The organism is Polaromonas sp. (genome assembly GCF_016185115.1).
Lineage (GTDB): Bacteria > Pseudomonadota > Gammaproteobacteria > Burkholderiales > Burkholderiaceae_C > Polaromonas.
The window spans coordinates 243,387-263,120 of record NZ_JACPOF010000004.1 but is presented as its reverse complement, the minus strand read 5'-3'; the positions used below and the strand labels follow the sequence as shown (position 1 = coordinate 263,120).

Below are 19,734 nucleotides of genomic sequence, written 5' to 3'. Positions count from 1 at the left end.
AAGGCCATCCAGCGGCCGCAAACCCGCATGAACACTGGTGAATAAGCTTATCCACATAACGGCAGAACAAATTTGTAGTTTGTTCCCATAAGGTATACCCCTACATTCACTGCCTATGCATGAGTTTGCCTTTGTTTTTGCCGGCTTTGCCGTGGGCCTGGTCGTTGGCCTGACGGGGGTTGGCGGCGGCTCCCTCATGACGCCCATCCTGATCTTCTTTTTCGGCATCAAACCGCATCTGGCGATTGGCACCGACCTGCTTTTTGCAGCCGCCACCAAGTTTGGCGGCACGGTCAGCCTGGCCAGGTCCAGAGTGGTGGACTGGCGCATCGTGGGCCAGGTGGCTGCCGGCAGCATTCCGGCCACGCTGCTCACGCTTTACATCCTCAACCGCGTGGGCCCCGCCAACCCGGCGACGCAGGCGGTAATGACCACAACCCTGGGCATTGCGCTCATCCTGACGGCCGGCGCCACGCTCTACAAGGCCCTGCGCGGCAAGGCCGCCCCGACCAGCATTGCACCCGAATTGCTGGATCAGGCCACCCGCGCGCGTCACTGGGCCCTGCCCATCGCTTTTGGCGCCGTGATCGGTACGCTGGTCACGCTGACGTCCGTGGGCGCCGGTGCCATAGGCGTGATTGTGCTGATGCTGCTTTACCCCGCCCTGCCGCTGCCGCGCATTGTGGCCGCCGACATCGCCCACGCCGTGCCGCTGACGCTGGTCGCGGGCCTGGGTCATGCGTCCATAGGTTCGGTAGACTGGCCCTTGCTGCTCAAGCTGCTGGCCGGATCGCTCCCCGGTATCTGGCTGGGCACATTCCTGATGCACAAAACGCCTGACAGGGTGATTCGCTCATTGCTGTCCATGCTGCTGGCCTACGCCGGCGCGAAACTGATTTCCATCTAATTAAAAGCAAAATTTTCTCGTATCCCTGCTTGAAATATCGATAGCCATGTACCAATACACAGAATTTGACCGCCAGTTTGTGCAGGCGCGCGCCAACCAGTACCGCGACCAGCTCACCCGCTGGAAGGCCGGCACCCTTGCCGAAGATGAATTCCGCCCGCTGCGCCTTCAAAACGGCTGGTATGTGCAGCGCTATGCGCCCATGCTGCGCGTGGCCGTGCCTTACGGCGAGCTATCCACCGCCCAACTGCGTGTGCTGGCGAAAATTGCCCGCGACTATGACCAGCCCAACAACGCGCTGTTTGAAGAAGCCCAGGCCGCGCAGGACAAGCTCGGCGCCATACCGCTCCCCGGAGGCAAATCGGTCCACACCCACCTGACCAAGGGCTACGCCCACTTCACGACGCGCCAGAACGTGCAATACAACTGGATCCCGCTCGACAAGTCTGCCGACGTGATGGACCTGCTGGCCAGCGTCAACATGCACGGCATACAGACCAGCGGCAACTGCATACGCAACATCACCAGCGACGAGCGTGCAGGCATTGCTGCTGACGAGCTGGCCGACCCGCGCCCCTACGCAGAAATCATGCGCCAGTGGAGCACGCTGCACCCCGAGTTCGCCTTTCTGCCGCGCAAGTTCAAGGTCGCCATCACCGGTGCCCTTGAAGACCGCGCCGCCACGGCCTGGCATGACGTGGGCCTGCACATGCTGAAGAACGACGCCGGCGAGCTGGGCTTTCGTGTCATGGTCGGTGGCGGCATGGGCCGTACGCCCATCCTGGGCACGGTCATCCGCGAGTTTCTGCCGTGGAACCAGATCCTCAATTACCTCGAAGCCGTGGTTCGTGCCTACAACCGCTTTGGCCGCCGCGACAACATGTACAAGGCGCGCATCAAGATTCTGGTCAAAGCCGAAGGCCAGAAGTTCACCGACCAGGTCGAGGCCGAGTACAAGGACATCATCGAGCTCGACGGTGCGCCGCACACCATCACGCAGGCCGAGCTGGACCGCGTCTCAGCATCCTTTGAAGCACCAGACCTGAGCTGCAACCGTACCGATGCAGAAGCCAAGATTGCCAACATCCTGCGCGCCGCTGCAGAGGACGACGTTGAGTTCGGCCGCTGGCTGCAGCAGAACGTGGCGCCGCACAAAAACCCCGACCTGCGCATCGTCACGCTGTCGTTCAAGCGCCTGGGCCAGGCGCCTGGCGACGCCACCGCCGACCAGCTTGAGCTCGCCGCTCAGTTGGCAGACCAGTACAGCGCCGGTGAAGTGCGCGTCACGCACGACCAGAACCTGGTGCTGCCATGGGTGCGCTGCGACCAGTTGCCCGAGCTCTGGAAAGCCGCCCGCAAGGCCGGTTTTGCACGCCCCAACATCCGCCTGCTGACCGACATGATCGCCTGCCCCGGCGGTGACTTCTGCTCGCTGGCCAATGCGCGCTCGCTGCCGCTGGCCGAAGCCATCACGCTGCGCTACCAGGACCTGGATGAACTGCACGACCTGGGCGAGATTGACCTGCACATCAGCGGCTGCATCAACTCCTGCGGCCACCACCACAGCGGCCACATCGGCATCCTGGGCGTCGACAAGGACGGCAAGGAGTGGTACCAAATCACGCTGGGCGGCTCTGATGGCTCGACGCTGTCGGGCGCGCCTGCCACCGGCAAGGTTGTCGGCCCGTCTTTCTCTGCAGCCGAAGTGCCTGAAGTGATTGAGGCCGTGCTGGACACCTACCGTGAACACCGCATTGCCACCGGCGACAAACAGGAAACCTTTATCGACACCCTGCGCCGCGTCGGTGTCGAACCCTTCAAGGCTGCGGCCAATGGTGCGCGCTTTGCCGTCACCGGCAAGAACGCCGAGCTGGCTGAACAGGCCGCCTGAAAGAACACAACATCATGAAACTGATTGCCTCTTCAGCACACGAAGCCGCCGCTGGCCAGAACAGCCTGCAGATCGCCAACGACGCAGACCCGAGGGATGTCTCCCTTGATGGCGTGACGCGCATTGACCTGCACTTTCCGAAGTTCACAGACGGCCGCGCCTTCAGCCAGGCTTTTTTGCTGAGCCGCCGCCTGGGCTTCAAGGGCGAGATCCGCGCCACCGGCGACGTACTGGTCGACCAGCTCGCACAAATGGAACGGAGCGGTTTCACCACCGCTGTGCTGCGCGCCGACCAGGACCTGGCCGTCGCCGAGCGCGTGCTGCGCAACTACCCCGGTTACCAGGCCGGCAAATACCAGGGCGATGCGGTGCAGGCCGAACCCCACTTTGCCCATCCTGTGGAGGCATGACATGACCGAAGTAATTGAAAAGCCAATGGACCTCGCACACATCAACGCAGAGCTGGGCCGCAATGCGCAGGGCCTGGTGGACTGGGCTGTCGGCCTGCACAAGCCCACCATAGTCACCACCAACTTCCGTCCCTTCGAGGCCGTCATCCTGCACATGGTGACCCGCGCCAATCCGAAAGTTCCGGTTATCTGGATGGACAACGGCTACAACACCGAAGCCACCTACCGCTTCGCCGACGAAGTGACAAAGCTGCTCAATCTGGACCTGCACATCTACCTGCCGCGCCGTTCGCGTGCGCACCGCGAAGCAGTCGAAGGTGCGACCCCGGCGCTGGACGACCCGCGCCACGCGGCCTTCACCGAAGAAGTCAAGCTCGAGCCCTTCACCCGCGCCCTGCACGAAACTGCACCTCAGGTCTGGTTCACCGCGCTGCGCGCCACCGACACCGCCGTGCGCGCGCAGATGGACCCTGTGAGCGTCAACCCCGACGGCCTGATCAAGGTTGCGCCGCTGCTGCACTGGTCCTCGAAAGACCTTTACGAGTATTGCGCGGCCCACGGTCTGCCCAACAATTTTGACTACGTGGACCCCACCAAGGGCGAAGACAACCGCGAATGCGGCCTGCACGTCCAGCACTGACCTTCTGCTCCTACCGAAAAGCCCCCCTATGAACGCCAGAACAGAACCCCAATTGCTGGGCCACCTCAATCACCTGAGTAATGCCCACCTCGACGCGCTGGAAGAAGAAGCCATCTTCATCCTGCGCGAAGTGGCAGCCGCCTTTGAGCGCCCCACCCTGCTGTTCTCGGGCGGCAAGGATTCGCTGGTGCTGCTCAAATGCGCGGAAAAAGCTTTTGGCGAAGGCCGCATTCCCTACCCGCTGCTGATGATTGACACCGGCCACAACTTCCATGAAGTGACCGACTTCCGCGACTACCGTGCCAAACAACTGGGCGCCAACCTCATCGTGCGCAGTGTTGAAGATTCAATGAAGCGCGGCACCGTGCGCCTGGCCCACCCGGGCGAGTCGCGCAATGTGCACCAGTCGGTCACGCTGCTGGAAGCGATCGACGAGTTCCGCTTTGATGCGCTGATTGGCGGAGCCCGCCGTGATGAAGAAAAAGCACGCGCCAAGGAGCGCATCTTCTCGCACCGCGACGCCTTCGGCCAGTGGCAGCCCAAGGCGCAGCGCCCCGAGCTGTGGACGCTGTTCAACACCCGTTTGCAGCCCGGCGAGCATTTCCGCGTGTTCCCGATCTCGAACTGGACCGAGCTTGATGTGTGGCAATACATTGAACGCGAGAACATCGAACTGCCGTCGCTCTACTACGCGCACCAGCGCCAGGTCGTCGAGCGCAAGGGCCTGCTGGTCCCGGTGACTGAACTCACGCCTCTGAAAGACGGCGAAGTGGCGGTCGAAAAGACCGTGCGTTTTCGCACCGTGGGTGACATCACCTGCACATGCCCTGTGGACAGCCCCGCCGCCAATGCATCCGATGTGGTGCTCGAAACTTTGGCCGCCGATGTCAGCGAGCGCGGCGCGACGCGCATGGACGACAAGACGTCCGATGCGTCCATGGAAAAACGCAAGAAGGAAGGCTACTTTTAGGCTCTCCCCGTAGCGGGCTATGCCCGCTTCCCCCAGGGGCGGCGCCTGGGGCCGGCAAAGCCGGACCCTCGGCCCCCACTGGCGAAGACACCGCATTTTTTGAGATCAACATGAACACTTCGACTATCCAAGCAGCAGTCCTCGACGAACGACAGAATACCGCCGCGGCCACCGAGCAGGACACCCGCGCAGCATTGCGTTTTGTCACCTGCGGCAGCGTCGATGACGGCAAGAGCACGCTGATCGGTCGCCTGCTGGTTGACAGCAAGACCGTGCTGCAGGATCAGCTGGCCGGTGTTCAGCGCGGCGGCCAGACCGACCTGGCCTTGCTCACCGACGGCCTGCAGGCCGAGCGTGAACAGGGCATCACGATTGACGTGGCCTACCGCTACTTCAACACCGCCGCACGCAAGTTCATCATTGCCGACGCGCCGGGCCATGAGCAGTACACCCGCAACATGGTCACCGCGGCTTCAAGCGCCGACGCCGCCGTGGTGCTGGTCGATGCGACCAAGCTCGACTGGCAATCTGCCTTGCCAGAGTTGTTGCCGCAAACCCGCCGCCATTCGCTGCTGGTCAACCTGCTGCGCGTGACCTCCATCGTGTTCGCCGTGAACAAGCTGGATGCGGTTGAAAAGCCGGACGTCGCTTTCGCCCACATCAGCGCGGCACTCAACAGGTTTGCAGACGAAGCACAAATCCCCGTCAAGGCCATCATCCCGGTGTCGGCGCTGATCGGCTACAACGTGGTCGATGCCAACCCCGGCTGGTGCGGCTACAACAGCCCCGGCCTGCTGCAGCTGCTTGAGCAATTGCCTGCGACGCCGGCAGACACTGCGCCGTTTGCCTTTCCCGTGCAGTGGGTCGAGAAGTTTTCTTCAAGCTCGGACACCTCGCAGGGCCGCCGCGTGTTCTGGGGCCGCATAGCCAGTGGTGATGTCAAACCAGGCCAGGAGATCACCGTGCTGCCGGGCGGCAAAACCGCCAAAGTGGCGCAGGTGCTGGACCACGCACGCCAGCCGAAGGACGTGAAGGCCGGCCACAGCGCAGGCATCATCCTGGACCGCGAGCTTGATGTCTCGCGCGGCGACTGGTTGCTGGCTGCAGGTGGTTTCGAACCCGCGCTGGGCTCAAACCAGATCACCGCCACTGTGGCCTGGATGGACGAAGAACCGCTGGTGCCGGGACGCATGTACCTTGCGCTGCATGGGCACCGCTGGGTCAAGGCCAAGGTCAAACGCATCGTGAGCCACATCAACATCAACACGCTGGAAAGCCATGACGCCGCCCAGCTCGATGCCAACGCCATCGGCGTGATTGAACTCGCGCTGCTGGAGCCGATTGCCGCCCTGCCCTACAAGCAATCGCGCGTGCTGGGATCGCTGGTATTGGTAGACACCGCGTCGCACAAGACCTCGGGCGCTTTGCTCGTTCTTTGATCCTGGTTTAACCCCTTCAGAAAATGCCAACGGAAAGCCCTTAAAATCTAGGGTTTCCACCGATCCGCCCCGATAGACACACCATGACTCACATCGTTTCCGACGCCTGCATCCGCTGCAAATACACCGATTGCGTGGACGTGTGCCCCGTGGATTGTTTCCGCGAAGGCCCCAACATGCTGGTGATCGATCCGGACGAGTGCATAGACTGCGCGGTCTGCATCCCCGAATGCCCGGTCAACGCCATCTATGCCGAAGAAGATGTGCCTGCAGACCAGTTGCACTTCATCAAGATCAATGCCGATCTGGCACGCGCTGATGGCTGGAAAAGCATCACCAAGCGCAAGGACCCACTGCCTGACGCTGATGACTGGAAAGACAAGGTTGGCAAGCTCGACGAGCTTGTCCGGTAACACCCCCTCCGGATGCTCACTTCGTGTAGCACCTACCCCCCTTGCAGGGGGCGACACCAGCGGCCCGGCAAAGCCGGTTCCGCGGTGTCCGCTGGCAACACGAAATGATCTCCACCGACGCACTGGTTATCGGCGCGGGGCCAGTTGGCCTGTTTCAGGTTTTCCAGCTGGGTCTGCTGGACATCAAGGCCCACGTGGTTGATTCACTGCCGTATGTGGGCGGCCAGTGCATCGAGCTTTACCCCGACAAACCGATTTACGACATCCCCGGCACGCCGCACTGCACCGGGCGCGAACTGGTCGCCAGCCTGCTCAGGCAGCTGACGCCCTTTACCCCGCCTTTTCACCTGGAGCAGGAAGTCAGCGTTGTTGAAAAGCAGCCCGATGGTCGCTTCCACGTGGAAACAAGCCGTGGCACGCACTTCCTCGCCAAAACCATCTTCCTTGCATCCGGCGTAGGCGCCTTCCAGCCGAAGAAGCTGCGCGTCGAAGGCCTGGACAGGTTTGAAGGCAGCCAGCTGCTTTACCGCGTCGGGAACACCAGCGATTTTGCGGGCAAGGATGTGCTGGTTGTCGGCGGTGACGACACCGCCCTCGGCTGGGCCATGCGCCTGGCCACGCTCGATGCCGACCAGCCCAAAAGCGTGACGCTGTTGCACAGGCGCGATGTCTTCCAGGCCGATGCCGACATGGTGCTGATGATCGAGGCGCTGCGCGAAGGCGGCGCACTGCAGTTCAAGGTCGGCCAGGTGACGGCGTATGAAGAGTCAGGCGGCCAACTGACTGCGGCCCTGGTCACTGATGTCGACGGCAATATCGCCCCGCTGCCGGCAGATACGCTGCTCGTAATGCAGGGCCTGTCGCCCAAGCTCGGGCCGGTCGCTGGCTGGGGCCTGGACATGGAACGCAAGCAGGTGAAGGTCAACACTGCCACATTTGCCACCAGCATTCCGGGCATCTTTGCGGTGGGTGACATCAACACCTACCCCGGCAAAAAGAAACTCATCCTCAGCGGTTTTCATGAAAGCGCGCTGGCTGCTTTCGGTGCGGCAGAGATTGTCTTCCCCGGCAAGGAAACCCTGCTGCAATACACCACTACCAGCCCGCGCCTGCACAAGTTGCTGGGCGTTGCGCCCGATACCCCGCCCGCCTGACAAGCGCATCGCAGGCGTCAAAACAGCTATATTAGCTATTACAGCTGTTTTCGGGCATCCAGTGACGCGTACCGAGTGTCAAAATGCTTGAAAAGGGCTTCAAAAAGGCCAGTTTCAGGCATCAAATCGGCCTCCAGACCAATAGATACGCACGTGGGCAGCTACTGAATTGATAGCGTCGCGTGAATCAAAAATCAAAGATCAGAACATGGCGACAACCCACACATCTCCAAATGCCGACGGCGCCAACACCGCGCTCACTCCGCTGCCCGCCAGCGAACGTTCTTTCGGCTTTCGCGACCATGCATCGCTGTGGCTAAGCCTGGGCGTAGGCCTGCTGGTCATGCAGATAGGCGCTTACCTGGTGCCAGCGCTGGGCGCAAAACAGGCGGCCATGGTGATTGTTCTGGGCTCCATCCTCGGTGCAGGTTTGCTGGCCTGGACGGCAAAGCTTGGCTGCGACAGCGGGCTCTCCAGTTCCGGCCTCATGCACGCGACTTACGGCAGCAGTTTTGCAAAACTGCCAGTGCTGCTCAATATGGTTCAACTGGTCGGCTGGACGACCTTCGAGCTGGTCGTCATGCGCGACGGCACGGTGGCGATTGCGCGCCAGTCAGGCGGTTTTGCCTCCAGCCTCTGGCCCTTGCTGGCAACCCTGCTGTGGGGTGGCGTGTTGATTGCGCTGCTGTCGGGCTCCATGGTCAGCCTGGTGCGCAAGTTCATAGGCCGCTTCGGTTTGCCGCTCGTGATCCTGTCGCTGCTCTGGCTGACCTGGCAGTTTCTTGCCAAAGCCAACGCACAAGGTCTTGGCGCCCTCTGGAACAAGCCCGGCGACGGCGGCATGAGCACCCTGTCGGCGCTGGACCTGGTGATCGCCATGCCTGTGTCATGGCTGCCGCTGGTGGCGGACTTTGCGCGCCACGGCCGCGACGGCAAAAACACCTTGCGCGGCACCTGGCTGGGTTATGCGATTGCCAACATCTGGTGTTATGGCCTCGGCGTGCTGGTCGCCATCACCACGCCCAGCACCGATCTGGTCACCGCACTGCTGCTGGCGCAAGGCGGGCTGATCGCGCTCGGCCTGATCCTGATCGACGAGGTCGACAACGCTTATGGCGATCTGTACTCGGGCTCTGTCGCCGGCCACAGCCTGAAGCCGGGCTGGACGGTACGCCGCTGGGGCGTGCTCATGGCCGTGGTGTGCACCGCCCTGGCCATGGTGCTGCCCATGCACAGCCTGGAGCCGTTTTTGCTGATGCTGAGCTCCGTGTTTGTGCCGCTGTATGGCGTGATCCTCGCCCGTCTGACCGGTCGGGGCAACATCGCCCGGCTGGTGGGCGAAAGAAAGGTGAACTACAGCGCCGTGGCGATCTGGTTTACCGGTGTGCTCTGCTACCACCTCTGCGCGCAGCTGATGCCCAGCCTGGGCGCCGCGCTGCCGACTTTGGTGCTGACCTTTGTGCTGGCACGCTTTACCAGCGACACACCGGTCAGGACTGTAGCTACCGCCTGAGCTGTCTCACGCCTTCAGCGGGGTCAGCAGCATGGCGTGCGGCGCGTGGCTGTGGTTCAGCGGGCCGCTTCCCGCCCCTGTCCTGACCCTGGCACCCGCCTCCAGCGCCAGCCGTATGTAGCTGCGCGCAGCTTCCACAGAATTGACCAGCGTATGGCCCAGCGCCAGGTGGGCTGCAATCGCCGATGACAGCGTGCAGCCTGTTCCGTGCGTATTGGCGCTGTGGATGCGCGCTGCCCGCATCCAGTGCGGTGTGCCGTCCTTGCCCATCAGCAGGTCGCTGACGACTTCACCGGCCAGATGGCCGCCCTTGAGCAGCACGGCGTTCGCACCCTTGGCCAGCAACTCATGCGCGGCGGCTTCCATATCATCCTCATTGTTCAGCTTGCGGCCCACCAGCAATGACGCTTCATCCAGGTTGGGCGTAACCACAACGGCGCGGCCAAAGAGTTCCTTGACCAGCGCGGCAATCGCCGGGTTGTCGATGAGCACGGCACCGCTGGTCGCCACCATCACGGGGTCCAGCACCACGTGCTGCAGCCCATGGCGGTCTATGGCTTCTGCAACGGTATGAACAATCTCGGGCGCGTGCAGCATTCCGATCTTGACGGCGTGAACGCCGATGTCCTCGACCACCGCGTCAATCTGGTCGCGCAGCATCTGCGGCGGCACGCCGTGGATGGCGCGCACGCCCAGTGTGTTTTGTGCCGTCAGCGCGGTAATGGCCGTCATGCCGTAGCAACCCAGCGCCGCAAAGGTCTTGAGGTCAGCCTGTATGCCCGCGCCGCCGCCGCTGTCTGAGCCCGCGATGCTGAGCACGCGCGGGTATTCGAATTCAAAAACCTGGTTTGTCATGCGCCAATGCTATCTGCAATACCCAAACCAGAGATCAAATATGGTGAATGCGTGTTTTGCCTATTTGACTCCGGATACGGACATTTCGTTGATGAAGCTGATCCATTGAGGACTGCTACGCAATTCATACCCACGGTTCCTTTCCCAGATCTCTTCCATCACCTGGTAATCCTGATCCTTACTTCCCGCCGTAGCTGACCGTCGGTACAAATATACAAACGCAGATGCCCTTGAGTTGAATGAACAGTGAACAAGTACATGCATGTTTTTGCTACGGTCCATTACCTCCATAAAGTTTTTGAACCCTTCTTTATCAGGCTTGTTCCAGTCCACAGGTATATACGCATACTCCATGCCGTTTCCACGCACAAGCTGCTCCTCATCCTTTATTGATGTTCGCTCCTGTGCAGGCGCCAGATTAATCACAAGCTGAACACCCGCCTTCGCCAGCGCGTCAAAGTTATTTCTATCGGGCTGCCCGCTGGAGATCAGATTCGGTGAGTAGACCTTCATGTTCCTGAGTGCGGGAATCTCTTGCTGCGCAATTACCGGCACGAAAATGCCTGAAACCTGCAAAGCCAGAGCAACGGATAAAAAATAATGTTTCATTTCAGCCCTCCATCATTCAGTTTCGCATGCTCACACCCGATCAGGTTGAGAACAAGCCAAGACTAAAAAATGATGAGGGGTTCGCTGCAAATCTGCCGATTACAAGCGCATAAACACTTTTCAGCGTTCAGGAATGTCCAGCCCGGCGCTGCGCTCAAGCGCCTTGATGATGGCCGCGTAATCGTCCTCGCCATCACCCTGTGCCACGGCGGCATGCATCTGCTGGTGGACCAGCGCGGTGTGCGGCAAAGGTGAATGAAGGGCTTCACCCTCGCCAAGAATCAGGTCCAGGTCCTTGATCATCTGGTGCACCGTGAAGGTGGGCGTGAAGTCGCGCTCACTGAGTTGCACAGCCTTGGCCTTGAGGATGGGCGAGCCCACAGCGCTCGCGCCCAGCACCTGCCACATGTCGCGCCAGTCCAGCCCGCCCTTGCGGCCCAGCGCCAGGCCCTCGGCCAGCATGGCGCTGGTCTGCGCGATCATAAGGTTGACGACCAGCTTCATCAGCCGCGCCTGCTCGCCATCACCCAGGTAAAACTGGTTAGGCCCCAGCAGCTGCAGTACAGGAAGCAGATTGTCATAGGCCGCACGCGGGCCGGAAGCCATCACCGTCAGTTGCGCGGCCTCGGCCATCTTGTTATTGCCCGAGACGGTGGTGCGCAGGTAATGCACGCCTGCAGCGCGGCACAGGTCTGCGACGTGCCTTGATGCCTGTTGTGACACCGTGCTGGTATCCACAAACACAGCGCCGCGCGTGGCCAGTGCCGTGACCTCGCTGGCCACCTCGCGCAAGGCCTTGTCGTTGGGCAGTGACGAAAAAACCGCGTCGGATGAGGCTACGGCATCTGCTGTATTGCTTGAAATTTCGAGCCCATGCACACGCGCCATGCCCAGGCGCTCATCGCTGGGGTCGTACACGCTGACCGCATGTCCTGCAGCAAGGAAATGTGTGGCCATGGGCAGGCCCATCTTGCCGACGCCGATGAAATGGATCTTCATGCGGCCTTCAGTGCCGCAGCAGGCGCCAACCCGCCTGCAGTGCCCGGCATGAACTGGTTGTGCTGCATATTGATCAGGCGGTTCCAGCGCTGCTGGCCCATGGTCAGGCCTATGAAGAAGCCGAGCTCGACGATGGCGCCTGTGTCGAAGTTGTCATACAGGCCCTGCCAGAGTTCATCGGTGGACTCAAGCCCCCAGGTGATGGCTTCAGCAAGCCTTAACGCGGCTTTCTGGCGCGGCGTAAATCGCGTCGACTTGTCGAAGTCGAGCAGGTCCTTGACGTCGGCTTCCAGCAGGCCCTGCTCCTGCGCTTTCACCGAGCGCTGGTTACCGCAGTAGTTGCAGTTGACCGCCTGCGAGACATAAAGCCGGCACAACTCCTTGATCGCGTGGTCACAGACGCCGTTGACGAAAGTGTCGTTCCACGCGTTCGTAAACGCCCAGAACACCGCCGGCACATTGGCGCGCATGGCATGGCTTTCGGGCCTGGGCGCGCCCTCACGTGCGGCGCGCTCGAACTCGGCCAGCATGCGCGGGTCGGTGATCAGGGCCGGGTCGATATACGGAAGGCGTTGTGGTTGATCCATGAAATTCTCCTGGGGTTGACTGGCGTATCAGCCGGCCTGCATCCGGGCAAGCGCTTTTGCGTAATGCGACAGGTCAAGGTAACGGCTCGGCGATGGCGGCTGTCCGCCCCACATGCCCTCCATCTCGGCGCGTATGGCCAGCACCGTCACAAACCCTTCGTTGTTGAAAGCTGCGTCCGTGGCCAGTCCCGATCCAGGCGCAACCACGGCTTCATAAGTTCCTTCGGCCACGGCGGGCGACAGCTTGAAGCGCTCTGCGAGCAAGGCAATCATGTCAGCTCGGAGCGCCGGGTTGAGCACGTGGCGCTGGCCTTCGATATAGGCGGCGAGGTAGTCGGTCAGCGCCTGGGCGTTGGCTTCTGCCCATTTGCGCATCACAAAAGCGCCTGTAGCCTGGTATGGGCCCAGCAGATCAAACTGCGTGCCCAGGCTTTTCAGGCCCTTCTCGCGCACGGTGAATGAAAACGGCGGGTTGATCATGCCGGCGGCCAGCAAGGGGTCAGCCACCATGGCGGCAGAACGCGGGCCGGTGCCGCCGGCCAGCTTCACGCTGTAGTCGCGGTTTTCAAGCAGGCCATTGAGCTTGAGTATTTTTTTGGCGGCCAGTGCGTAGGCCGTGTTGGGTGCATCGACAGCCAGCAGCTTGCCACGCAGGTCGGCCATGGCGTTGATCTCTGGGCGCACCATGAAATCATTCATGCCCGCATCGCCGCCGCAGACAATGACTGCATCCTGGCCGGACTCGATCATGGCGACCGCGTTGTCTATCGCGGCATGGGCAATCTCAAACTTTCCCCCTGCCAGCCCTGAACGCTGTTCATCCGAATTGGGCGTGTTCTGTATCTCTATCTCCAGCCCGCGGCGTGAAAAAGCACCGTTGGCGACTGCTGCAAACAAAGGCAGGTTGCTGGACGTGTTGAAGATATTGACGCGAAGCTTCATTTGTTGTCCTGATTCAGTTCTATGCAATTTCTTCAGCCAGCGCGGCCTGCGTGATGTTGTCTGTGCTGAGCGGCATGTTGCGTACCCGCACGCCGAGTGCGTCGGCCAGTGCATTGGCTATGGCGGCGGCAACCGGGCCATGTGTGGGTTCGCCTGCACCTATTGATTTCTGGTCGGGCCTGTCCAGCACCTTCACTTCGACGGCAGGCACCTCGGAGAAACGAAGGATAGGATAGGTCTCCCAGGTGTTGCTGAGCACACGCGTGCGGTCAAACTGCACCTGCTCCTTGAGTACCCAGCTCACAGTCTGGATGGCGCCACCTTCAATCTGGTTAACGACGCCATCCAGATTGACCACGCGGCCCACATCAACAGCCAGCCACAACTTTTCAACCTTGAGCTCCTGGCCTGCATCAATCAGGGCCACCGCTGCACACCAGGCCCCGGTGCTTTTATACCGGGCAAAAGCCAGGCCCATGCCGCGGCCCTCGCCACCGGCCTTCTTTTCGGCACGATTGCGCCAGCCCGACATCTCAGCCACGGCGTTGAGCACCTCGAGCGCCCTGGGGTCCGAAAGGTGGCGCAGGCGAAAGTCCAGCGGATCAAGCTGAAACGAAACGGCTATCTCATCCATGAAGGACTCGACGGCAAACACATTGCAGTGCGCGCCCAGCGAGCGCAGGGACGATGTCCGCAGCGGCATCACCAGACTGCGATGGCTGGTTGCACGCCATTGCTCAAAGTCGTAAAGCGGCGCTGAATTGCGCTCTGCACCACCGCCTGACGCGGTGGGCATGTTGATGGCCACCTGCTTTTCAAAGCCCTTCTCAAGCAGGCTGGCTGCCATGAGCACAGGTATCTTGCTGCGCCCGGGCCGCATGCTGTGGCCGGTAGACCACACGTCATGCTGCCAGGTTGCAATACGGCCGCTGGCATCGACTGTTGCCTTGAGGTCAACAGCCATGGCCGCACCATAGGGCGCGCAACCCAATTCATCTTCACGTGTCCACTGCAGTTGCACCGGCCGACCCGGCACGGCGCGCGCCAGCAGCGCGGCGTCTGAAGCCGCATCGTCAGCACCGTTGTGCCCGTAACAGCCCGCGCCTTCCACATGCTGCAGCGCGATGTTGTCTGCAGGGATGTCAAACATCACGGCAAGGTCAGCCCGCAGGTTGTGTATACCCTGACTGTGCGTCCAGATCTGCAGCGCTGATGGCTGGTAAAGCGCCACAGCGCAGGAAGGACCGATGGATGCATGTGCCAGGAAGGGACGCGAATAAGCAGCTGCAAACGCACGTGCACCGGCCGCTGCGTCTGCGCCCTTCTTCTCGGCAAATACAGTCGTCTCTGCGGGCTGCGAACGCAAAAAATCCGGCATGGCATTCATGTCGGGCAGGGCTGATATTTCAGCCCAGGTCGCAAGCCGTGCCAGCCTGGCCAGCGCCTTTACCGCAGCGTATTCGTTGTCTGCAACGACGCCCAGAAAGCTGCCGTCGCGCAATGTCGTCACCACACCCGGCAAGGCATTGATGGTCTCAAGCTCGATGGGCTGCAATACTGCGCCCGGCGACGGTGGATGCAGGACGCGCCCATACAGCATGCCGGGCAAATGCATGTCCTGGATAAAACGCGCATGCCCCATCACCTTGTCAGGAATGTCCACACGCTGCGCCGCAAACTGCGCACGCCCTGCAGGCTTGGGCACTGCCACGCCGCAAGCCTCGCAATCTAGCAGCGAATCATTGGCCAGATCCCAGTAGCTGGTGACTTTGCCGTCGCCCGCGCTGATCTGCCCATCGTTGACTTCAAGCTTTGCAGTGGCATCAGGTGCCAGGTTCAGGCGGCCGGCAGCCGCCAGAAGGTAGATGGCGCGCGCCTCGGCACACACCTGGCGCAAGGCACCGCCGGAGTCGTGCACGGACATGCTGCCCGCCGTGACACCTTCATGCGGACCGGCCCCCGTGCTTGCCGCGACAAGGCGTACACGCGACACCCCGATATCCAGCTCTTCAGCAACGATTTGCACCAGTACCGTCAGGATGCCCTGCCCGAGTTCAACCTTGCCGGTATATACCGACACGGTGCCGTCAGCATGAATGGCCAGCCATTGCGACAGCCTGCGGTTCAGGTTCAGGCTGCCCGGCAGGGCGACAGGTACGCCGCTCATGCTGCAACCCGCATGGTGTGCGCAGCACGCAAGACCGCTCGAACAATGCGGTTGTGTGTACCGCAGCGGCACAGGTGCTGGTCAAGCGCCTCGCGCACCTGAGCCTCGGCTGGATCAGGATTGGTTTTGAGCAGTGCCGCCGCCCGCACCAGAATGCCGGAGAGGCAATAACCGCACTGCGCAGCCTGCTCGTCGATGAAGGCCTGCTGCAGCGGATGCAAGGCATCACCGACAGCAAGCCCCTCAACCGTGGTGACGGGCTTGCCCTCTGCCGCCCAAAGCGGCGTGTCGCAGGACGGCACCGACACGCCGTCGACCAGCACATGGCATGAGCCACACTGCCCCGCGCCGCAGCCAAAACGCGTGCCCTTGAGGGCGCAATCGTTGCGCAGGATGTAGATCAGCGGCGTGTTTTCGTCGCCTTCAACGGTGCGCTTGCCACCATTTATCTGCAGGTCAAACTTCCGGGTAGCCATAAAACGCCTTCAAACAATGTCGACACAGACGGCCGCCAGCGCCGGGCCGCCTCAAGCATCCTTCGACAGGCTCAGGACGAGCGGGAATACAAAAGCGACCATCTTCGCAAGTCGAGCCGTGGAACCGGCTCTGCCGGGCCACAGGCGACAGGGACGAAGCGTCTCGCGAGTCGCGGCCTGCAAGGCCTCGCGCGGTACACGAAGTGACAAGCGTGGTGGCCATGGTGCGCCGCGCCGGGCCGCCCCAAGCTAGCACAGCCCCTTGGGGGGGCAGCGCAGCACACGAAGTGGCAAGCGTGGGGGCCATTTACTTCGGTGCTGCCTTCATGATCGCACCCAGGGTGTTGAATTCTTCCTTGATGTAGGCATCAAAACGCTCAGGCGCCATCGGCATGGGTTCTGCACCCAGCTTGGCCATGCGTTCTATCACATCAGGCTGGGCCATGACCTTGCGCACTTCAGCATTGAGTTTGTTGACGATGGGGCGCGGCGTTTTCGCGGGTGCCAGCAAGCCTATCCAGAAATCAAACACAAAACCCGGCACCCCGGCTTCTGCAACCGTTGGCACGTCAGGCAAGGCGGTGGAGCGTTTGGCCGTACTGACGGCCAGTGCGCGCATGCGGTTGTCGCGAATCGACGGGATGGACGCCAGCACCGGCGTGAACATGAAATCAACCCGGCCGGAGCTGACTTCGACAATCGTTTCCGGCGTACCCTTGAACGGAATATGCGTCAGCTGTATGCCAGACACAGCACGAAACTTCTCGGCATTGACGTGGGTGGCGCTGCCTACGCCGGCAGACGCATAGTTGAGCTTGCCGGGGTTGGCCTTGGCCGTGGCGATCAGCTCACTGACCGATTTGATCGGGCTGCCCGCGCCCACCACGAGCACGCTGGGCAGTGCGGCCAGCGGCGTGACGCCGGCAAAATCAGCCACCGTGTCGTAAGGCAGGCTGCCGTAGAGCGCAGGGTTCACCACATGGCCGGTTGACACCACCAGCAGCGTGTAGCCGTCAGGATCAGCTTTGGCCACCTGCGCAGCACCCAGGGTGCCACCGGCGCCGGGGCGGTTCTCTACCACCACCGCCTGGCCCATGCTGGTACTGAGCTTTTCACCCACGATGCGGGCCATGATGTCGGTGGCACTGCCTGCCGTGAAAGGCACGACGATCTTGATGATCTTGTTGGGGTAGTCCTGACCTGCAGGGGCCTGGGCCCATACGTTGCTGACCAGCAGCGCTGCGGTTGTCGCGATAAAGATGCGTTTTTTCATGTCTTGTCTCCTGTAATTAATATCAAACCATCTGCATACGATCAAGGCTTTTTACGTCATAGGGCCATTGCCTTCGTAATCTTTTCCCCGGAAGCCCTCAAGGCTTCAAGCTGCGGCTTGAGGTCAACATCCTGCAACTGCCCATGGCGCTTTTTCCAGCGGCCGGCAATCATCACGCTGTCGATATTGGCAAGTGAGGTCTGCATGACCACGGTATTCACGGCATCGTGCACCGGCTGCATGTTGAGGTCGGTCGCGCGGATCATCACCAGGTCGGCCTGCTTGCCGGCTGCGAGCGAGCCAACGCGGTGCGCCTGCTTGAGCATGCGCGCGCCTTCAATCGTCACCCACGACAGGGCTTCACGTGTGGTGACAGTTGATGTCGGGGGAATACTGCCATGCGCTTCGCGGAAGGCAAAGTTGTCCAGGCTGCGCTGCATGGCCAGCGCCACGCGCGCCTGGGTGAGCATGTCGCCGCTGACCACGCTTTCAAGATCAGCGCCCAGCGACGGCGCCCGGCCGAAAGCACGCAGCCTGCCGGTGATGGGGTAGCCATGTCCCTGTGTCATTTCGTTTTCAGCCGTGGCTGAAAAGCTCATGCCCAGTTCGCAGAAGTGTTTGAGCTGTGCATCATTGAGTGCATGGCCATGCACGATGTTGATGTGGTCACCCAGCAGGCCTGCAGCTTCAAGCTTTTCCCAGCCATCAGGCGTGCGTGCAGGGCCACCGCCCTGATGCAGCGAAGCGATCAGTCCCAGGTCCCTGGCCATGGCGAAATCGTGCATCGCCACCTCGAGTGTTGAATAGTGCGGTCCGAGCACCGCCGCCTGAATGGTGAGCAGCGGCTGGCCCTGATGCGCATTCAACAGGCGTTCGATTTCGGCGCGTGGATGCGGCACTTCCCAGAACGGCGTTTGCCCCGGTTTGGGGTCGGGCTTGGGCGTGCCGTGAAAGAAGGCAGCGCGAATCCCTGAGGCCAGCAGGGCATCAATCGCCGCATCGTTGTGCCTGGGCGTCGGGTTGTTGTGGCACCAGTCCGCCAGTGTGGTGGTGCCGCAGTTGATCTGGTTCAGCGCACCGACCAGCGTGGCGATATGCAGATCTTCTGGCTGAAAGACCGTCGCCAGCCCCGCATGCATCTTCTGGAAATACTCAAGCAGCGTCCAGTTGGCAGACAGCCCGCGCAGGGCGGTTTGCCAGGTGTGCATGTGGGCATTGATGAGGCCTGGAATGATGATGAAGCCGGTGGCGTCAACGACCTGCGCGTCATCAGCCTTGATGGCCGGCGCAATCTCAGTCAGGGTGTCGCCCGTTACCAGTATGTCGCCCACAGGCAGGTCGCCCTGCGCATCCATCGTGATGATGGATGCGCCGCGCAGTAAGGTTCTTGCAGGCGCGGCGCTCATCCCTCAAGCCTCCAGGCCGTCGCTGACCTTGACGTTTTCGGACTTGAGCACAAGGCCCGCGTCACTGGCGGTTTCCTGCAGGAGCACGGCAAAATCGATTTCGCCATAACCACGGCCCACCATGCGCGCAACCGACTCACGCGTTGCCGCAGCAGAGGGCATTGGCACGCCATAAGCCTTGGCGGCGCCCAGACCCAGGTCCATGTCCTTGAGCAGCAGCTTGGGTGTGAATGTGACCTGGTCAAACGTGAGGTTGGTCAACATCGGCGTCTTGTAGCGCGTGTACATGGAACCCAGCACCGAATCGTTGATGCTCTGCAAAAACACATGCCGCGGAATGCCGGCCTTCTCGGCCATGACGGTGATCTCGCAAAGGTTCTGGATGATCACGCCGAACATGGTGTTGTGGGCGATCTTCCAGACGCGGGCCAGTTCGCCCTCGCCTACCCACATGACCTTGGCAGCCATCGCCTGCAGCAGGGGTTCGACCTGCACGTACAGCGCCTTGGGGCCCGAAGCCACCTGCAGCAGCTTGCCGGCTTTGGCGACCTTGGCGTTGCCTGACACCGGCGTGCAGAGGTAACCGACACCTGCGGCTTCAAGCAGGGCACGAATTTCAGCAGAGCCTTCTTCGGAAATGGAGGAGCTGTCGACCACAACTTTGGGCTTGACCTTGCCGGTCACCAGACCACCCTCGCCAAACAGCACCTGCTTCAGGTCATCTGTCGTGGAGACCATGGTGAAGACCATGTCGCAGGAAGCCAGGTCCTGCTTGCTGCCCACAATCTTTGCACCGTATTCAGCCAGCGGCTCTGCTTTGGACGCCGTGCGGTTCCATACATTGACGTCATACCCGGCCTTCACCAGCTTCTTCGCCATGGCCTCGCCCATGCGGCCCAGACCTATCCATCCAATACGTTGTGTCATATCACTCCAATGATTTCTTTTCAGCGAACGACCTACCGCAGGCCTGTTCATGATGAGAATATATCCGTTTATGCAACCGATTGCAAAGATTTTTTAACTGGCGGGATTGGTGCTTTCCCGCATGCATTTCGGAACCATGAGAAAGTGGCCCTACGG

At 61.3% G+C, this 19,734-nt stretch carries 19 protein-coding genes; 9 read left to right on the top strand and 10 right to left on the bottom strand.

The genetic code is table 11. The features are described from left to right. The first annotated feature begins 115 nt into the window (after nt 1-115). The 9 genes from HYX42_RS01965 (at nt 116) to HYX42_RS01925 (ending at nt 9,337) form a co-directional block, all read left to right on the top strand. Nucleotides 116-907 (top strand): sulfite exporter TauE/SafE family protein, encoded by a 792-nt coding sequence (locus tag HYX42_RS01965; RefSeq protein WP_293398945.1) that lies wholly within the window; start codon nt 116-118, stop codon nt 905-907. Between the two features lie 46 nt (nt 908-953). Further along, nucleotides 954-2,798, top strand: a complete 1,845-nt coding sequence (locus HYX42_RS01960) for a nitrite/sulfite reductase (RefSeq protein ID WP_293398943.1) — start codon at nt 954-956, stop codon at nt 2,796-2,798. A gap of 14 nt (nt 2,799-2,812) precedes the next feature. Next, nucleotides 2,813-3,208, top strand: a complete 396-nt coding sequence (locus HYX42_RS01955) for a DUF934 domain-containing protein (RefSeq protein ID WP_293398941.1) — start codon at nt 2,813-2,815, stop codon at nt 3,206-3,208. A 1-nt stretch (nt 3,209) separates the two neighbouring features. Continuing rightward, entirely contained in the window at nt 3,210-3,848 is a 639-nt protein-coding gene (locus HYX42_RS01950) for a phosphoadenosine phosphosulfate reductase family protein (RefSeq protein WP_293398939.1), read from the top strand. A gap of 28 nt (nt 3,849-3,876) precedes the next feature. Next, complete coding sequence (gene cysD, locus HYX42_RS01945; RefSeq protein WP_293398937.1) at nt 3,877-4,818, top strand: sulfate adenylyltransferase subunit CysD; 942 nt, start codon at nt 3,877-3,879, stop codon at nt 4,816-4,818. Between the two features lie 110 nt (nt 4,819-4,928). After that, nucleotides 4,929-6,257, top strand: a complete 1,329-nt coding sequence (locus HYX42_RS01940; protein WP_293398935.1) for a GTP-binding protein — start codon at nt 4,929-4,931, stop codon at nt 6,255-6,257. 83 nt (nt 6,258-6,340) lie between these two features. Next, nucleotides 6,341-6,670 (top strand): ferredoxin FdxA, encoded by a 330-nt coding sequence (fdxA, locus tag HYX42_RS01935; protein ID WP_293398933.1) that lies wholly within the window; start codon nt 6,341-6,343, stop codon nt 6,668-6,670. A 104-nt stretch (nt 6,671-6,774) separates the two neighbouring features. Further along, the gene (locus HYX42_RS01930) at nt 6,775-7,824 is read left to right on the top strand and encodes an NAD(P)/FAD-dependent oxidoreductase (RefSeq protein ID WP_293398931.1); all 1,050 of its coding nucleotides are present in this window, start codon (nt 6,775-6,777) and stop codon (nt 7,822-7,824) included. Nucleotides 7,825-8,032: 208 nt separating this feature from the next. Further along, nucleotides 8,033-9,337: a cytosine permease gene (locus tag HYX42_RS01925; RefSeq protein ID WP_293398930.1), complete on the top strand. Its 1,305-nt coding sequence runs from the start codon at nt 8,033-8,035 to the stop codon at nt 9,335-9,337. 6 nt (nt 9,338-9,343) lie between these two features. Here HYX42_RS01925 and thiD read toward each other — a convergent pair whose 3' ends face one another. The 10 genes from thiD to HYX42_RS01875 all read right to left on the bottom strand — a co-directional run bounded on the left by thiD (nt 9,344) and on the right by HYX42_RS01875 (nt 19,578). Next, nucleotides 9,344-10,192, bottom strand: coding sequence for a bifunctional hydroxymethylpyrimidine kinase/phosphomethylpyrimidine kinase (thiD, locus tag HYX42_RS01920; protein ID WP_293398929.1), 849 nt, complete (start codon nt 10,190-10,192; stop codon nt 9,344-9,346). A 60-nt stretch (nt 10,193-10,252) separates the two neighbouring features. Further along, a complete protein-coding gene (locus tag HYX42_RS01915) occupies nt 10,253-10,801 on the bottom strand; it encodes a protein tyrosine phosphatase family protein (protein WP_293398928.1) in 549 nt (182 codons plus the stop codon). Between the two features lie 120 nt (nt 10,802-10,921). Next, nucleotides 10,922-11,800, bottom strand: a complete 879-nt coding sequence (locus tag HYX42_RS01910) for an NAD(P)-dependent oxidoreductase (protein ID WP_293398927.1) — start codon at nt 11,798-11,800, stop codon at nt 10,922-10,924. Then, entirely contained in the window at nt 11,797-12,387 is a 591-nt protein-coding gene (locus tag HYX42_RS01905) for a carboxymuconolactone decarboxylase family protein (RefSeq protein WP_293398925.1), read from the bottom strand. The genes HYX42_RS01910 and HYX42_RS01905 overlap by 4 nt, the downstream gene beginning before the upstream one ends. Before the next feature lie 27 nt (nt 12,388-12,414). Further along, nucleotides 12,415-13,329: an ABC transporter substrate-binding protein gene (locus tag HYX42_RS01900; RefSeq protein WP_293398924.1), complete on the bottom strand. Its 915-nt coding sequence runs from the start codon at nt 13,327-13,329 to the stop codon at nt 12,415-12,417. A gap of 19 nt (nt 13,330-13,348) precedes the next feature. Then, nucleotides 13,349-15,496: a molybdopterin cofactor-binding domain-containing protein gene (locus HYX42_RS01895; protein WP_293398922.1), complete on the bottom strand. Its 2,148-nt coding sequence runs from the start codon at nt 15,494-15,496 to the stop codon at nt 13,349-13,351. After that, a complete protein-coding gene (locus HYX42_RS01890) occupies nt 15,493-15,972 on the bottom strand; it encodes a (2Fe-2S)-binding protein (protein ID WP_293398920.1) in 480 nt (159 codons plus the stop codon). Before HYX42_RS01890 ends, HYX42_RS01895 begins: the two co-directional genes overlap by 4 nt. A gap of 307 nt (nt 15,973-16,279) precedes the next feature. Further along, nucleotides 16,280-17,245: a tripartite tricarboxylate transporter substrate binding protein gene (locus HYX42_RS01885; protein WP_293398918.1), complete on the bottom strand. Its 966-nt coding sequence runs from the start codon at nt 17,243-17,245 to the stop codon at nt 16,280-16,282. A gap of 56 nt (nt 17,246-17,301) precedes the next feature. Then, the gene (locus tag HYX42_RS01880) at nt 17,302-18,651 is read right to left on the bottom strand and encodes an amidohydrolase family protein (RefSeq protein WP_293398916.1); all 1,350 of its coding nucleotides are present in this window, start codon (nt 18,649-18,651) and stop codon (nt 17,302-17,304) included. Between the two features lie 3 nt (nt 18,652-18,654). Beyond that, nucleotides 18,655-19,578 (bottom strand): NAD(P)-dependent oxidoreductase, encoded by a 924-nt coding sequence (locus HYX42_RS01875; protein ID WP_293398914.1) that lies wholly within the window; start codon nt 19,576-19,578, stop codon nt 18,655-18,657. Nucleotides 19,579-19,734: the final 156 nt, after the last annotated feature.

What these genes read in the sequence shown, in the direction of transcription:
- HYX42_RS01965 (WP_293398945.1), top strand. Translation starts at nt 116, where the DNA reads ATGCATGAGTTTGCCTTTGTTTTTGCCGGCTTTGCCGTGGGCCTGGTC.
- HYX42_RS01960 (WP_293398943.1), top strand. Translation starts at nt 954, where the DNA reads ATGTACCAATACACAGAATTTGACCGCCAGTTTGTGCAGGCGCGCGCC.
- HYX42_RS01955 (WP_293398941.1), top strand. Translation starts at nt 2,813, where the DNA reads ATGAAACTGATTGCCTCTTCAGCACACGAAGCCGCCGCTGGCCAGAAC.
- HYX42_RS01950 (WP_293398939.1), top strand. Translation starts at nt 3,210, where the DNA reads ATGACCGAAGTAATTGAAAAGCCAATGGACCTCGCACACATCAACGCA.
- cysD (WP_293398937.1), top strand. Translation starts at nt 3,877, where the DNA reads ATGAACGCCAGAACAGAACCCCAATTGCTGGGCCACCTCAATCACCTG.
- HYX42_RS01940 (WP_293398935.1), top strand. Translation starts at nt 4,929, where the DNA reads ATGAACACTTCGACTATCCAAGCAGCAGTCCTCGACGAACGACAGAAT.
- fdxA (WP_293398933.1), top strand. Translation starts at nt 6,341, where the DNA reads ATGACTCACATCGTTTCCGACGCCTGCATCCGCTGCAAATACACCGAT.
- HYX42_RS01930 (WP_293398931.1), top strand. Translation starts at nt 6,775, where the DNA reads ATGATCTCCACCGACGCACTGGTTATCGGCGCGGGGCCAGTTGGCCTG.
- HYX42_RS01925 (WP_293398930.1), top strand. Translation starts at nt 8,033, where the DNA reads ATGGCGACAACCCACACATCTCCAAATGCCGACGGCGCCAACACCGCG.
- thiD (WP_293398929.1), bottom strand. Translation starts at nt 10,192, where the DNA reads ATGACAAACCAGGTTTTTGAATTCGAATACCCGCGCGTGCTCAGCATC.
- HYX42_RS01915 (WP_293398928.1), bottom strand. Translation starts at nt 10,801, where the DNA reads ATGAAACATTATTTTTTATCCGTTGCTCTGGCTTTGCAGGTTTCAGGC.
- HYX42_RS01910 (WP_293398927.1), bottom strand. Translation starts at nt 11,800, where the DNA reads ATGAAGATCCATTTCATCGGCGTCGGCAAGATGGGCCTGCCCATGGCC.
- HYX42_RS01905 (WP_293398925.1), bottom strand. Translation starts at nt 12,387, where the DNA reads ATGGATCAACCACAACGCCTTCCGTATATCGACCCGGCCCTGATCACC.
- HYX42_RS01900 (WP_293398924.1), bottom strand. Translation starts at nt 13,329, where the DNA reads ATGAAGCTTCGCGTCAATATCTTCAACACGTCCAGCAACCTGCCTTTG.
- HYX42_RS01895 (WP_293398922.1), bottom strand. Translation starts at nt 15,496, where the DNA reads ATGAGCGGCGTACCTGTCGCCCTGCCGGGCAGCCTGAACCTGAACCGC.
- HYX42_RS01890 (WP_293398920.1), bottom strand. Translation starts at nt 15,972, where the DNA reads ATGGCTACCCGGAAGTTTGACCTGCAGATAAATGGTGGCAAGCGCACC.
- HYX42_RS01885 (WP_293398918.1), bottom strand. Translation starts at nt 17,245, where the DNA reads ATGAAAAAACGCATCTTTATCGCGACAACCGCAGCGCTGCTGGTCAGC.
- HYX42_RS01880 (WP_293398916.1), bottom strand. Translation starts at nt 18,651, where the DNA reads ATGAGCGCCGCGCCTGCAAGAACCTTACTGCGCGGCGCATCCATCATC.
- HYX42_RS01875 (WP_293398914.1), bottom strand. Translation starts at nt 19,578, where the DNA reads ATGACACAACGTATTGGATGGATAGGTCTGGGCCGCATGGGCGAGGCC.